Genomic DNA, 13015 nt, shown 5'->3' with positions numbered 1-13015 from the left:
CGCTACCCGGCGCGTTCGACCGCCACGAGTTCCCGCACCCGCGGCGCCACCTCCTGGGCGAAGCGCGACATCGTGTCCGGGTCGTCGGTCGCGAGGATGAAGCCGGACGTGCCGTAGGACAACGCGAGGTCCGCCAGCTCCTCGGCCCACTGCTCCGGCGGCCCGACGAGCAGCCTGCCACCGTTCGGGGTGAACTGCCCCGCGATGTTGAGGAACCGGGTGATCTCCGCGGGCGCACGTCCTGCGGCTTCGGCACCCTCGTCGATGTACTTGTTCAGCTCCGCCAGCGACTCCGGCCCGTCCGGGAGGTACGACAGGGACGGCAGCCACCCGTCGCCGAGCCGGCCGGCGAGCCGCAGCAGCCGGGGCTTGTACGCCCCGATCCAGATCCCGATCGGATGCGCGGGTGCGGGCCCGCGCTTGGCGCCTTGTGCGTGGTGGAACTCGCCGTCGACGCGCACGCCGCCCGGTTCGTCCACCGCCCAGACGCCCCGGATGATCGCGATCGCCTCCTCCACCGCCTGGATCGACTGCCCCGGCGTCAGCCGCCGCCCGCCCATCGCCTCGATCGCGTCCCAGAACCCGCCCGCGCCGAGGCCGAGCTCGAGCCTGCCGCCGGAGAGCCGGTCGAGGCTCGCCGCCGCGCGCGCCAGCACGGCGGGCGGGCGCAGCGGCAGGTTCAGCACGTTGCCGGACAGCCGGATCCGCCGCGTCCTGGCCGCCACGAAGGACAGCAGCGTCCACGTGTCGTGGAAGGACGGCTGGTACGGGTGGTCCTGGAAGGTCACCAGGTCGAGCCCGGCGTCCTCGGCGTGCACCGCCAGCTCGACGGCCCGCAGCGGCGGCCGTGCCGCCGGGGTCACGAAGGCGCCGAAGGTGAGTTCCTGTCCGTAGTCGGTCATCGCTGCTCCTGTGCGGGGGTCACGTTGAAGTTGTCGCGGAAGACGTTGTCGGGGTCGTACTTCGCCTTGAGGTCGCGCAGCCGGGCGAGCGTGCGCGGCGGGAAGGCGTCCGCGATCCGGCCGGGGTCGGTGCTGCTGTCGAAGCTGAGGTAGCGCCCGGTGAAGAACGGCCGCAACCGCCCCCACGCCGCGTCCACCGCGTCGTCGCGCAAACCCATGCCCACGACGCTGAAGTTCGCGGACCGGTGGGCGTAGGCGGTGGCGTCGGAGTCCACATCGGACACGGCGCCGCCCACGGCCCGCAGCTGGAACCAGTGCAGCCCGCCGGAGCGGAGCACCTGCGCGGCGGTCGCGGCGAACTCAGGCGTCACGTGGTCGAGCAGCCCGCTGCGCGAGACCGGTTCGCCGGCGGCCTGGTGCGGGTCGTCGCTCGCGTTCGCCATCACCGCCGCGTACGGCACGATCTGGGCCTGCTGCCCGTACAGCGGCGCGATGTCGGCGATCGGCTGGAGCCGCTCCAGCACCGTGTCCGGTTCGTCCGAGGCGACCACCGAGATCGTCTGCGCGACCGGGGGCTGCCCCCGCCGGGGTGGCGGAAGGATGAGGAAGCTCGTCAGGTCCCGTGGTGACTTCTCGACGACCCGGCCCCACCGCAGCAGGAAATCCGCCGGATCGCTCGCGTCGGACACGAGCACCGCGAAGCCGACCTGCCCGACCTCGTCGGCCTCGAACTCGAACGACGTCACGACCCCGAAGTTGGCGCCCGCGCCCCGCACAGCCCAGAACAGGTCCGGGTTCTCCGTCTCGCTCGCCCGCACGACCGAACCGTCGGCGAGCACCATCTCGACCTCACGCAGGTGGTCGATGGTCAGGCCGTGGGCGCGGGAGAGGAAGCCGATCCCGCCCGCCGTGGCCAGGCCGCCGACCCCGACACCGCCGTAGTCGCCGGAGCTGAGCGCCCAGCCGTGCGGTTCGAGCGCGGCGGCGACGTCCATCCAGCGCGCCCCGGGCCCGATCCGCACCCGGCGGATGGCTTTGTCGACCACTTCGATGCCGTTGATCGACGAGACGTCGAGGACGATGCCGCCGTCGTTGGTGGACCGGCCGCTGATGCCGTGCCCCGCACTGCGGATCGACAGCGGCAGGTGCGGGTGCCGCCGGGCGAAGGCCAGCGCGTCGGACACCTGCGTGGCGTCGGCCGCCCGCAGCACGATCCCGGGCGAACCGCCTCGCAGGTAGCCGGACCGGAAGCGGCGGTAGGCGGGGTCACCCGGCTCGACCACCTCGGCGATCGAGGAGGGCACGTGGTCATAGTCGATCCCCGGGCGCCGGAGCGCCAGCGCGGCCGCGCTGCGGGGGACCGCCTTGCGCAGCGCCGGAATCACCTCGGCGAACCGCTTCAGGGTGTCCGGATCCGCAGACGTGAGCAGGATCGTGCGGGCTTCGTGCTCGGTGATCAGCGGGAGCAGGTCCTCGGGGGACGCCTCGGCCGGTACGACCAGCCTGGACGGCAGGTCCTGCCGGACACGGCCGCCGGACAGCTGGTCGAGGCTGGTCGCGGCGCGGGCGAGCATCGCGGGGAGGTGCGGTGGCCCGCTCACTTCCGCGGCGAGCCCGATGCGTCCCGTGGTGGCGGCGATCCAGGACAGCAGGGTCCACGCGTCGAGTTCGCCTTCGCGGTCCGGGACGACGACGAGGTCGTACCCGAGGTCCTCGGCGAGCTTCGCGAGGGTCACGGAGGTGAGGACCACGCCGAACTCGACGCGGCTGCCGGAGGTGTGCATGGCTCCAGGATTCCCATCGGCCCGCCCAGCGGCAAACACCTGGTGAGCGACTTACCTTTTGTAAGTACACTGGGAGCATGAGCGGAGCGAACAGGGCCCTGGTCCCGGCGTTCGAGCACATCGACGACGAGCGGTGCCGGGGCTTCCAGGACGCGGTGGAGCTGGTCGGCCGGAAGTGGACGGGCGGGATCCTGCTGGCGGGCGTGCGAGGCGCGCAGCGGTTCGTGGAGTACCGCGCGATGGTGGCCGGCATCTCCGACCGGCTGCTCGCCCAGCGCCTGCGGGAGCTGGAGGCCGAGGAGCTGATCGAGCGCGTCGTCGTGCCCACCACGCCGGTGCTCGTGACGTACCACCCGACCGAGCGGGCCCGGAGCCTGATGAGCGCGCTGCAGCCGCTGGTGCGCTGGAGCGAGGAGGACCGCGCCCGCCGAACCCCGGGCCACGCGTAGCTAGGCGGTGGGCGGGTCCGGTTCCGGCGGGATCGGCGGGCCGGGCGGGATCGGGTCCGGAGGCGGCGGCCCGGGGTCCGGGACGGGCCTCGGCACCGGATCCGGGCCCGGTGGTACTGGCTGAACCATCGTGCTCACTCCTTCCAGCCGGTGGTTGCGCCTTCCCGCGGACCACGGCCGGTAAACCTCCCGTCCCGGGAGTCCTTTGTGGATCACCAGGTCTTACGAGTTCCTCACCGCCGCCCACGATCGCTGCCCCCGTGGCGTGGCCGTCCCTAGCATCGGCCGCGTGAAGAACCTGTTCCGGTTCCGCAGTCCGCTGCGCGGCCCGTGGCTCACCTCGGTGTTCGGCGCGGTCCTGCTCGCCTGCCTGCCGCTGGTCGTCCTGACCGGCTTGCTCGATTTCGTCGCGTACGGGCCGGGGCAGCACCTCCCCGCTGACGTCGGCTGGCTGCACCTGCCGTTGTTCGACTGGCCGACCCGGCCGTCCTGGCTGTTCCGGCTGACGCAGGGCCTGCACGTGGGCCTCGGGCTGGTGCTGGTCCCGGTCGTGCTGGCGAAGCTGTGGTCGGTCATCCCGAAGCTGTTCGCCTGGCCGCCGGTCCGTTCGGTGGCGCACGCGCTCGAACGGCTGTCGTTGCTGCTGCTCGTCGGCAGCGTCCTGTTCGAGATCGTCACGGGCGTGCTGAACATCCAGTACGACTACGTCTTCGGGTTCAGCTTCTACACCGGGCACTACTTCGGCGCGTGGGTGTTCATCGCCTCCTTCGTCACGCACGTCGCGCTCAAACTGCCCACGATGATCCGCTCGCTGCGTCGTCGCGCACCGGCCATCCCGCGCGCGAAGGAGCCCGCCCCGCTGACGATGAGCAGGCGCGGGCTGCTGGGCACAGTCGGCGGCGGCGCGCTGCTCGTCGGGCTGCTCACCGCGGGGCAGACGGTCGGCGGCCCGCTGCGGGACCTGGCGTTCCTGCTGCCGCGTGGCACCGAACCGGGGGAGGGGGCGAACCGGTACCCGATCAACAAGACAGCTGCGGCGGCGGGCGTCGTGGTCCGCGAGGACTGGCGGCTGACGGTCACCGGCGTCACCGGGCGCACCTTCACTCGAGACGAGCTGCTGGCCCTCCCGCAGCACATGGCCCGGCTGCCGATCGCCTGCGTGGAAGGCTGGTCGACCGTCCAGACCTGGACCGGCGTCCGGCTGCGTGACCTCGCGGCGCTGGCGGGCGTGCCGGAACCCGCGTCCGCGTTCGTCTCCTCGCTGGAACAGGGACCTTTCGCCCAGGCGACGCTGAACCACGGGCAGACGACCGATCCCGACGCGCTGCTGGCGTTGCGCGTCAACGGCGCCGACCTCAGCCTCGACCACGGCTTCCCGGCGCGGATCATCGTGCCCGCCCTGCCGGGGGTGCACTGCACGAAATGGGTTCGCGCACTCGACTTCCGGAGCGCCTGATGAAGCGGACTCCCTTGCTGCTGGCCTGTTTCGCCCTCGCCGGTTACGCCGCCTCGTTCCTGTGGGGCGATCCGGTGGGGCTGACCGTGCTGCTGTGGTTCGCCGGGGCGGCGGTCGTCCACGACCTGGTGCTGTTCCCGCTCGGCGCACTGGCGGACCGGGCGCTGACCCGCCTGCCCGTTCGCGTGGTCAACCACGTCCGGCTGCCGCTGCTGGGCGCGGGCCTGACGTTCCTGCTGTTCCTGCCGGGCATCATCCGGCAGGGCGGCGCCACGCACCTCGCCGCGACGTCGCTGAGCCAGCAGCCCTACCTCGGGCGCTGGCTCTGGCTCGTCGCCGCGATGTTCGCTGTGTCGGGGCTGTCCTACCTGGTCAGGCTGCTCACCAGTTCGTCACGACGAGGCTGTTGACGGCCAGCGCCGTGGCCGCCTGCGCGGCGAGCCACCAGCGGTGGGAACGCTGGGGCAGGAACGCGGCCGCGGCCACCAGCCACACGGCGAACGGCAGCCAGATGCGCTCGACCTCCGCTTTGGACAGTCCGGAAAGGTCGGACGCGGCCACCGCCACCACGGCTCCCGCGACCACCGCGCCGAGCCCGGTGCGCCACGCCGCGCGCCGCAGACCGGGTCCGAGCACGGGGCCGGTCGCCAGCGCCAGGCACGCCAGATCGGCCCACACCCAGTAGGAGTAGGGGCGCAGGTCCGCGATTCCCTGGTGGTAGCGCTCGACGACGAGGTGGTAGCCGTCGAGCCACCAGAACCCCGCCGCCGCGAACACCCCCACAACGACGGCCGCCCCGGCCAGTGCCAGCGCCAGCGCGGCCCAGCGGCGGGTGTGCACCACGACGGCGAGCGCGATCGCGCCCATCAGCACGAGCCCGTACGACAGGAAGATCCCGAAGCCCAGCACCACTCCCGCGGCGGCGGCCCACGCGAGCCGCCCGGTGGCGCCGAGCGCGAGCAGCGCGATGCCGGTCGCGGTGACCCCGGCGAACAGGCCGTCCGCCGACACCCCGACCCAGACCGCTCCGGGGAACAGCACGAGGAACGGCAGCGCCGCGCGAGCGAGGTCGCGCCGGCCGAGCGCGGAGATCGTCACGGGCACGGCGATCGCGGTCAACGCCCCGGCCAGGATGCACACGATGCCCGCCGCCGCCCCGCCGCCGAGCCCGATCCGGTCCAGCCAAACGAAGACGAGCGTCGCGGCGGGAGGGTGGCCGGAGACGTGCGTCGTCCAGGAGTCCGGCTGGAAGTCCAGGATGCGGCTGCTGAAGGTGCGCAGCATCCTGCCGATGTCGGTGATGCCGGGGACTTCGGTCAGGTACTCGGCGCTGGTGGTCAGGCGCCCGGCGATGCCCAGCTGCCAGCCGTCGATCAGGGCGAGTGAGCACGTCCAGGCGACGGCGGCCGCGTAAGCGGAGGCGAGCGCGTACCGCCAGGGCAGGTGTGCGGCCAGCCGTGGTCCGTAGAGGACGACCGCGAGTCCGATGAGGACGGTCGTGGCGGTGGCGGGTCCCGCGTGCGGCAGGAATGTGCCCAGGATCGGCCACTCGCCGAACCGGGGCCCCGCTCCGGCGAAGGCACGTGGGCCGAGTTGCCTGCCCGGGTTCCACCACAGACATCCGGCGACGGCGAGTACCACCAGCACCACGACGAGGCCTCCGGCGAGCAGGTCGCGCCGGACGCCCTGGAGACGTTCGATCACCGGGGGAACCGTAGTGCGGTCCGGTGCCGCGGACGGGTTTTCGGGCCGTGCCGTCAGGATTCCGTAACCGGTACCTCGTAGGTGACGGTGAGGAGGGTGAGGTTGCGGGCGCTGACCGCGGCGGCCCCGACGTCGGGCAGGACGGTGGTGGTCGTTTCGCCCGGCGCGCGGTAGGAGATCGGGCCGGTGAGCGTCAGGTCGCGGTCGGGGACGTCATCGCCGGAGCGGCTGTACGTGCGCAAGCGGCCCGCGACGTAGCTCCCGTCGTCGAGCCGGCAGCCGACGTGGATGCGTGCGCCAGGGTGTTCGGTGAACAGCATCGTCCACGCCGAAACGCGGGCGGCGTGTTCCCGGCGACGGCGCAGACTCGCGGCACCGGCGGCGAGCCCGGCCGCGACGGCGAGGAGACCGAGGGCCCACAGGGTTACTGAGGTCAGGTTGTCGATGGCGTAGCGGCCCGGCTCGCGCAGCAACTGGCGCACGTCGGGGGTCCACGAGGGGACGATCGCCCGCACGAGCGTGAACAGCAGCAACACGACCGCATCGGCGACGACGCTGACGAACGCGAGCTCGACGGTCTCGCGGAACGTCGAAACCGCGCGTGCCGACGCGAGCCGTTCGCGGCGCAGGGTGTAGGCGAACCCCGGGACGAGCAGCACGAGGAACAGCACCAGGCCGACGAGGGTCGTGGGCACGCGCTCACCTTCCGGAACCGTGGCGGCAGCCGTATCCTCGACGACGCCGTAGACCGCGACTTCAGGTGGCGAATTGTGACAGAGGCTTCCGGTCCCCGCGAGCACCCCGGCGCAGACCAGGGCGGCCAGTTCATCCACGACGACACCCCGCCGCCCGTGGCCCAGCCCGGCTACGGCGGCCAGTTCATCCACGACGAGACGCCGCCACCGATGGCCGCCTCGGGGCCGCGCCCTGTGTCACCCGATCAGGCGGCCGCGCCGGTTCCGCCGACGTCGGTTCCGCCTGCGTCGGTTCCGCCTGGGCCTACCCCGCCCGCTTCGGTTCCGTCCGGATCGGTCTCGTCTGGACCGGTTCCGCCTGAGCCGCTCTCGTCTGGGTCGGTTCCACCCGGGCCGGTTCCACCCGGGCCGGTTTCGTCGGGGCCGGTCTCGCCTCCGTCGGTTCCACCCGGGCCGGTTCCGCCCGACCTGGTCTCGCCTGCGCCGACGTCCCCTTGGTGGCGGCGCATCTTCCGCAGCACCCGCTGACGGCCGGCGTTCGGCGCTCTCGCATGAGGCTCGCGGCTGCGCCGGGCCTCCGCCGGTGGACGACCACTGCGGTCCTCTGCACCAGTTGGCGGCCGTGCCCGCGGCCGGGCTCCTTGTCACCCGCCGCTGGCTGGCGTTTCCGCTCGCCACTGGGGGCTTGCTTGCCCAGGTCCGGCCCGTGACCGCTGGCGGCGGCCTGGGGCTCAGCGCTGCCGCTCGCCGATGGCTCGCGATCGGCGCTCCCGCGCGGCGCTGGCTGGGCCCGGGCCCAGCGCCTTCACGCCCGTCGGGCCTATCACTTCCGCGCACCGGCTGAACGTGGACCGCTGAGCCTTTCGCCCCCACCCGGCGGCTGGCACCGTCGCGCGTGGCGGCCCGCCAGGACCGCCGGTTTATTCCCACCCACCCAGCGATTCCCGACGCTAAGCTCCTTTCCATGATCGACTCACCTCGCCTCCCCGGCCTCACGCTCGCCGACGCCGACTGGCTGGTGGACGCCGCGCTGACCGTCGCGGCCGAGCGGGGGTTCCCACCCCTCGCGGTCGCCGTGCTCGACGTGGCCGGCGAAGTGATCACCCTGCGCCGCGCCGACGGCGGCATGCCCATGACCAGCCGGATCGCCGTCGCCAAGGCCCGCAGCGCGCTGCTCGCCCTGAAGCCGTCGGGCCAGATCGAGCTTCCGGCCGGCATCGTCGAGAGCATCCAGTACCTGTACCACGGCGACTTCGTCCCGTGGGCCGGCGGCGTCCTCGTCACCGACGGCAATGTGATCCTCGGCGCCGCCGGAGCCTCCGGCGCGCACGCCCTCGAAGACGAGCAGGCCGTGCAGGTCGCCGTCGAACAGTGGCAGGCGAAGCGCTCAGCCGGTCCCGCGCGCAGCACTTCATGATCAAGTGTGCGAACGTCCACCGTGGACTCGCGCTGACCTCGTTCGACGAGTCTGTGCTCGCTGTCGATGCTGTACCGGCGCCAGGAGTTACGCACCTCGGTTACCGAGTGGAGTGACCGGCGCCCGTCCCGGTAACGCTCGCAGGGAAGGTCGCGGGTTGCGGTATGTCCGGCGACCGACGTTGTTGGCACACCAGAGGATGACGGCGGCGAGGCGGTCAGCGTGCCGCAGCCTGCGGATCGTCCGTGACGAAGAAGCCTTGCCATCCCGGTGAACATTCGCCAAGTGCCCCGTAACGGCGTTGCGTCTCGAAGCGGGCGAGCCAGCGTGGGAGGGCGGCGGTATATTTCGCCAGATCTTGACGGCCTTGTGGAAATCCCGATGGCGGCGACGATTGCGGCTGCCCGGGGCGATACCGCTTCCACGAACAGCAATCGCCACCCGCCGACTGGACGTCCTCCCACGTCAACCCCATCCCACCGCGACGTCCTAAACGAGACGCAGGATCGTCTCTTCGATTTCGGTGCCACGGGCGGGCGCGTAAGAGATCTCCGTGCCGATGACCGTGAAACCCGCTCTCCGCAAGACCCTGAGTGAGCCGTGGTTGTCGCTGGCGGCGCGGGCGTACAGGGGCCGGGTCGCGACCGTGTCGAGAAAGAGGGCCAGTGCTCGGCTGGCGATGCCGCGCCCCCAGGCCGAACGGTCGATCCAGTAAGTGATCTCTGTGTCCCCCTCCATGACGAAGCTGGCGATGCTGCCGACAAGGCGCCCGTCACACGTGACGGCACGAAGGGTGACGTCAGGAGAATTGCGTGTCTCCGCCATGTGAGCGTCGAACGCTTCACGGTCGGGGTCGCTGGTGGTGAAAGCGGCCATCCGGATGGACTCGGGATCACCTCTCTGGTCGAACAGTGCGTCCAGGTCGGCATCCTCGACCAACCGCAGCGCCACCTCTGCCACCGGTATTCCCCTCGCTCGCCCGCGTTTGCGCCGCACCGTACCAACGGCATCCGACAATTCCGGCTCGTACGGCCGGTGATTGAACGCAGCCCCTTGCTCACGGACACCTAACTCACCGGCACCCAGCGCAGGGATCCACCCTGATCGGCGATCCGTCCGGCGGTCGGTGGTGGGAAGTGGGTGCCCAGCACGAGGGTGTCGCTCCTCGCGAGCGACTCGAAGAGCTCGCGGCGGGTGCGCACGGCGAGATCCGGGTCGATGTCGACGCAGCTGGTGATCTCCGGGTGCGGTACCTGGACCGGGTGGTGCACGCAGTCACCGGTGATCAGCGCCGTCCGGCCGCCGCTGTCCAGCCGCACCGCGACGTGCCCCGGCGTGTGACCGGGTGTGGGCACCAGCCGGACCCCGGGCATGATCTCCGTACCGTCCCTCCGGACGTCTACGAGATCGAGCAGGCCCGCGTCCTCGACCGGGAGCACGGAGTCGCGGAACATCTGCTGCCGCGGCTCGTCCATCGCGTACCCGGCCCAGAACTCCCTTTCCACGCGCGAGGTCACGTATCGGGCGTTCGGGAACGTCGGCACCCACTCGCCACCCTCCAGCCGGGTGTTCCAGCCGACGTGGTCGGTGTGCAGGTGGGTGAGCACCACGAGATCGACCGTCTCCGGGGCGAACCCGGCCTCGGCGAGCCGGTCGGGGTAGGCGGTGTGCAGGTTGTGCCAGGCGGGGTTGGCGCGCTGCTTGCCGTTGCCGATGCCGGTGTCCACGACGATCCGGTGCCCGCCCACCGAGACGGCGAAGGTGTGGCTGGCCAGGCGCAGCGCCCCGTCGTCCCCGGCGAAGTGGGGCCGCAGCCAGTCGTGCCGGGCCACGACGTCGGGAGTGGCGGTGGGCAGCAGCCAGGGGCCCGTGGCGGGCGGCAGGGACACCTCGTCGATCCGGTGCACGGTGAACTCGCCGACGGTCCACGACGGGACGCTCATGACCACTCCTCCTAAACGCAACGGGTTTGCTTTAAGCGACGATACGGGCTACTCTGCCTAAACGCAAACTTTTAGCTTTTCGGGAGGATCGATGTCCGACTTCGCCCCACCGGACGCGGCTCGCTGGGCCGCCCGTGCCGGGCTGCCGCTGTCCGGGGACCGTCACGACGTGGTGGCCGCCACCGCCAACCACATCCATTCCGTCGTGTCCGTCCTGCGTGAGCTCGACCTCGGGGAGATGGCACCTTTCCGCCAGGAGGTGCCTGGTGGGGCCGAATGAACTCACCCTCGCCGCCGCCGCTGACGCAGTGCGCACGCGCGCGTTGTCGCCGGTCGAGCTCGTCGACTCAGTGCTGGCCTGCGTGGAGGAGGTGGAGCCGCGTCTGAACGCCTACGTGGCCGTGACCGCCGAAAGGGCGCGCGAGGCGGCCCGCCAGGCCGAGCGCGAGATCACCGGGGGCGAGTACCGCGGCCCGCTGCACGGGATTCCCGTGGGGCTCAAGGACCTCATCGACGTCGCAGGGCTGCCGACCACCGGCAGTTCCCGTGTCCGCGCCGGGCATCGGGCCGAAGCCGACAGCGTCGTCGCGGCCTGCTTGGCCGACGCGGGCGCGGTGCTGATCGGCAAGACCCATACGCACGAGTTCGCGTACGGGCTGATCACACCGCAGACGGCGAACGCGAGGGACCCGGGCCGCATCGCCGGGGGTTCCAGTGGTGGTTCCGCCGTCGCGGTCGCCGCGGGCATGGCTACGTTCGCGCTCGGCACCGACACCGGCGGCTCGATCCGGGTGCCCGCCGCGCTCAACGGAGTCGTCGGGCTTAAACCGACCTACGACCTGGTGCCGCGTGATGGTGTGGTGTCGCTGTCGTGGTCGCTGGACCACGTCGGCCCGATCACGCGCACGGTCGAGGACGCCGCGCTCGTGCTGCCGGTGCTGACCGGCGGGCGACCGGCCACTGTGGACGGTGGGCTGGCCGGGCTGCGGGTGGGCGTGCCGCGCAACTACTACTTCGAGCACGTCGATCCCGAGGTGGAAGCCGCAGTGCGCCAGGCGATCGAACGGATGGAGTCGCTCGGCGCCGTGCTCGTCGAGGTCGAGGTCCCGATGACGCGTTACGTCCAGGCGATCCAGTGGGGCCTGATGGTGCCGGAGGCGACCGCCTACCACGAACGCACGCTGCGGACCGTGCCGGAGCTGTATGCCGCCGACGTCCGGGTACTGCTCGAAGCCGGGGTGCTCTTGCCGGCGGGCGACTACCTGCGGGCCCAGCGTGCCCGCGCGCTCCTGCGCCGCGAGTGGCTGCGGATGCTCGAGCCGGTTGACGTGCTCGCCGCCCCGGCAGTGCCGTTGACGGCCGTGCCGTCGGGTCAGGACAGTGTGACCTGGCCGGACGGCACAGTCGAAAGCGTATCCGACGCCTACGTCCGGTTGTCCGCGCCCGCCAACATCACCGGGCTCCCGTCGCTGACGGTGCCGGTCGGTGCCGACTCGGCCGGCCTGCCGATCGGGCTGCAGTTGCTGGGGTGGCCGCTGGCCGAGCCGCTCCTGTTCCGGGTCGGCCGGGCCTGGGAGCTGACGCTGGAAAGGGGGATCTTTGCCTTAAGCTGAAAGTATGAGCCGTAGGCCGATGGTGCGCCCGGGGGGTCGCAGCGCCCGGGTTCAGGAAGCGGTGCACTCCGCCGTTCGCGAGCTCGAGGCCGAGTTGGGGCGGGAAGGGCTGACCGTGCCCCAGATCGCGGCCCGGGCCGGGGTCACGCCGTCCACGATCTACCGCCGATGGGGCGACGTGCGGTGGCTGCTGTCCGATGTCGCCGTCGAGATCCTCCGGCCGGAGTGCCCGCCTGCGGATCGGGGTGGTCTCGAAGCCGACCTGAAGTCGTGGGCTGAGGAGTTCCTGGACGAGATGTCCTCGCCTCCGGGCCGCGCGTACATCCGGGACGCGCTGCTCGGCGACCCGGACGGGAGCAATGCCGGTCAGTGCTCGGCATACGCGGCCGAGCAGATCGACGTGATCCTCAAGCGGGCCGCAGAGCGCGGGGAGCGCGTGCCGGACGTGGAAACGGTGCTCGACCGGCTGGTGGCGCCGATGATGTACCGCATCCTGTTCCGGCCGGACGGGCTCGAACCGGCCTACGCCAGGCGGCTGGTGTCCGAGCTGCTCGACGGAGCGGCGAGCGCCACTCGGTAAGGGTGCTGCTCGGCAGGGCGGTGGATGCTGCGGGGACGACGTTGCTCGGCGGGGCGGTACGCGCAGGCGGGGCGGACAGTGCCGCTCGGCGGAGCCGCGAGCGCCACGCGGTGGCGGCACGGCTCGGCGGGGTGGTGACCGCGACGCGGTAACCGTGCTGCCCCAGGGGCGGTGGGCACCGCCCTCCGGCGACGGTGCTGCTTGACGGAGCCGTGAGGGCTGTCCGGTGTCCGTGCTGCTCGATGGGAGGCGAGGCAGCGCGGAGACAGTCCTGCTGGACGGACGGGGGCGCAGTGCGGCGACCGCACCCGCTCCTAGGAGCCGCGAGCGCCGCGCGGTGGCAGCTCTGTCGACGGGGCGGGGCAGCGCAAGGCGGTGACCCGCCCGCTCCAGGGGCGGCGACCGCACCCTCGGACAGGTGGCGAGCGCCCCGCGGTAACGGCGCTGCCCGGCGGAGCGGGGTCGGCCCGAC

General features: G+C 72.0%; 13 protein-coding genes. 7 read left to right on the top strand and 6 right to left on the bottom strand.

Annotated features, from left to right (window positions below):
- Positions 1-2 precede the first annotated feature (2 nt).
- Both BMZ92_RS09505 and BMZ92_RS09500 read right to left on the bottom strand, forming a co-directional pair.
- Positions 3-902: an LLM class flavin-dependent oxidoreductase gene (locus tag BMZ92_RS09505; protein ID WP_091505391.1), complete on the bottom strand. Its 900-nt coding sequence runs from the start codon at positions 900-902 to the stop codon at positions 3-5.
- Positions 899-2686: an LLM class flavin-dependent oxidoreductase gene (locus BMZ92_RS09500; protein ID WP_091505390.1), complete on the bottom strand. Its 1788-nt coding sequence runs from the start codon at positions 2684-2686 to the stop codon at positions 899-901. Before BMZ92_RS09500 ends, BMZ92_RS09505 begins: the two co-directional genes overlap by 4 nt.
- A gap of 77 nt (positions 2687-2763) precedes the next feature.
- Here BMZ92_RS09500 and BMZ92_RS09495 point away from each other — a divergent pair, with 77 nt between their 5' ends.
- The 3 genes from BMZ92_RS09495 (at position 2764) to BMZ92_RS09485 (ending at position 5001) form a co-directional block, all read left to right on the top strand.
- Entirely contained in the window at positions 2764-3135 is a 372-nt protein-coding gene (locus BMZ92_RS09495; protein ID WP_091505389.1) for a winged helix-turn-helix transcriptional regulator, read from the top strand.
- 289 nt (positions 3136-3424) lie between these two features.
- Positions 3425-4591 (top strand): molybdopterin-dependent oxidoreductase, encoded by a 1167-nt coding sequence (locus tag BMZ92_RS09490; RefSeq protein WP_342743478.1) that lies wholly within the window; start codon positions 3425-3427, stop codon positions 4589-4591.
- On the top strand, positions 4591-5001 hold the full coding sequence (locus tag BMZ92_RS09485; RefSeq protein WP_091505387.1) for a hypothetical protein: 411 nt from the start codon (positions 4591-4593) through the stop codon (positions 4999-5001). Before BMZ92_RS09490 ends, BMZ92_RS09485 begins: the two co-directional genes overlap by 1 nt.
- On the opposite strand, the gene BMZ92_RS09480 is transcribed toward BMZ92_RS09485, so the two are convergent.
- The gene (locus BMZ92_RS09480; protein WP_091505386.1) at positions 4973-6295 is read right to left on the bottom strand and encodes a hypothetical protein; all 1323 of its coding nucleotides are present in this window, start codon (positions 6293-6295) and stop codon (positions 4973-4975) included. The two genes, BMZ92_RS09485 and BMZ92_RS09480, sit on opposite strands and share 29 nt — an antisense overlap.
- 53 nt (positions 6296-6348) lie before the next feature.
- Entirely contained in the window at positions 6349-6990 is a 642-nt protein-coding gene (locus tag BMZ92_RS09475; RefSeq protein ID WP_143249833.1) for a DUF6338 family protein, read from the bottom strand.
- A 964-nt stretch (positions 6991-7954) separates the two neighbouring features.
- Between BMZ92_RS09475 and BMZ92_RS09470 the strand changes: the two genes are divergently transcribed.
- Positions 7955-8407, top strand: coding sequence for a GlcG/HbpS family heme-binding protein (locus BMZ92_RS09470; RefSeq protein WP_091505384.1), 453 nt, complete (start codon positions 7955-7957; stop codon positions 8405-8407).
- A gap of 489 nt (positions 8408-8896) precedes the next feature.
- Here the strand turns inward: BMZ92_RS09470 and BMZ92_RS09465 are convergent, their stop codons facing one another.
- Together BMZ92_RS09465 and BMZ92_RS09460 are read right to left on the bottom strand one after the other, a co-directional pair.
- Complete coding sequence (locus BMZ92_RS09465; RefSeq protein ID WP_091505383.1) at positions 8897-9367, bottom strand: GNAT family N-acetyltransferase; 471 nt, start codon at positions 9365-9367, stop codon at positions 8897-8899.
- Between the two features lie 107 nt (positions 9368-9474).
- Positions 9475-10350, bottom strand: coding sequence for an MBL fold metallo-hydrolase (locus tag BMZ92_RS09460; RefSeq protein WP_091505382.1), 876 nt, complete (start codon positions 10348-10350; stop codon positions 9475-9477).
- Positions 10351-10441: 91 nt separating this feature from the next.
- Here BMZ92_RS09460 and BMZ92_RS09455 point away from each other — a divergent pair, with 91 nt between their 5' ends.
- Genes BMZ92_RS09455 through BMZ92_RS09445 form a run of 3 tightly spaced genes read left to right on the top strand, consistent with a single transcriptional unit; the run spans position 10442 to position 12543 of the window.
- On the top strand, positions 10442-10630 hold the full coding sequence (locus BMZ92_RS09455; RefSeq protein ID WP_091505381.1) for a hypothetical protein: 189 nt from the start codon (positions 10442-10444) through the stop codon (positions 10628-10630).
- A complete protein-coding gene (locus BMZ92_RS09450) occupies positions 10617-11963 on the top strand; it encodes an amidase (RefSeq protein ID WP_091505380.1) in 1347 nt (448 codons plus the stop codon). The genes BMZ92_RS09455 and BMZ92_RS09450 overlap by 14 nt, the downstream gene beginning before the upstream one ends.
- Before the next feature lie 4 nt (positions 11964-11967).
- Positions 11968-12543 (top strand): TetR/AcrR family transcriptional regulator, encoded by a 576-nt coding sequence (locus BMZ92_RS09445; protein ID WP_091505379.1) that lies wholly within the window; start codon positions 11968-11970, stop codon positions 12541-12543.
- The last annotated feature ends 472 nt before the right edge of the window (positions 12544-13015 follow it).

It is taken from the genome of Amycolatopsis sacchari (assembly GCF_900114035.1).
In the GTDB taxonomy this organism is placed as follows: domain Bacteria; phylum Actinomycetota; class Actinomycetes; order Mycobacteriales; family Pseudonocardiaceae; genus Amycolatopsis_E; species Amycolatopsis_E sacchari.
This window is presented reverse-complemented; position numbering and strand designations above follow the sequence as displayed.

Excerpts from the sequence above, each read along its gene's own strand:
- BMZ92_RS09505 (WP_091505391.1), bottom strand. The coding sequence starts at position 902 with ATGACCGACTACGGACAGGAACTCACCTTCGGCGCCTTCGTGACCCCG.
- BMZ92_RS09500 (WP_091505390.1), bottom strand. The coding sequence starts at position 2,686 with ATGCACACCTCCGGCAGCCGCGTCGAGTTCGGCGTGGTCCTCACCTCC.
- BMZ92_RS09495 (WP_091505389.1), top strand. The coding sequence starts at position 2,764 with ATGAGCGGAGCGAACAGGGCCCTGGTCCCGGCGTTCGAGCACATCGAC.
- BMZ92_RS09485 (WP_091505387.1), top strand. The coding sequence starts at position 4,591 with ATGAAGCGGACTCCCTTGCTGCTGGCCTGTTTCGCCCTCGCCGGTTAC.
- BMZ92_RS09470 (WP_091505384.1), top strand. The coding sequence starts at position 7,955 with ATGATCGACTCACCTCGCCTCCCCGGCCTCACGCTCGCCGACGCCGAC.
- BMZ92_RS09460 (WP_091505382.1), bottom strand. The coding sequence starts at position 10,350 with ATGAGCGTCCCGTCGTGGACCGTCGGCGAGTTCACCGTGCACCGGATC.
- BMZ92_RS09455 (WP_091505381.1), top strand. The coding sequence starts at position 10,442 with ATGTCCGACTTCGCCCCACCGGACGCGGCTCGCTGGGCCGCCCGTGCC.
- BMZ92_RS09445 (WP_091505379.1), top strand. The coding sequence starts at position 11,968 with ATGAGCCGTAGGCCGATGGTGCGCCCGGGGGGTCGCAGCGCCCGGGTT.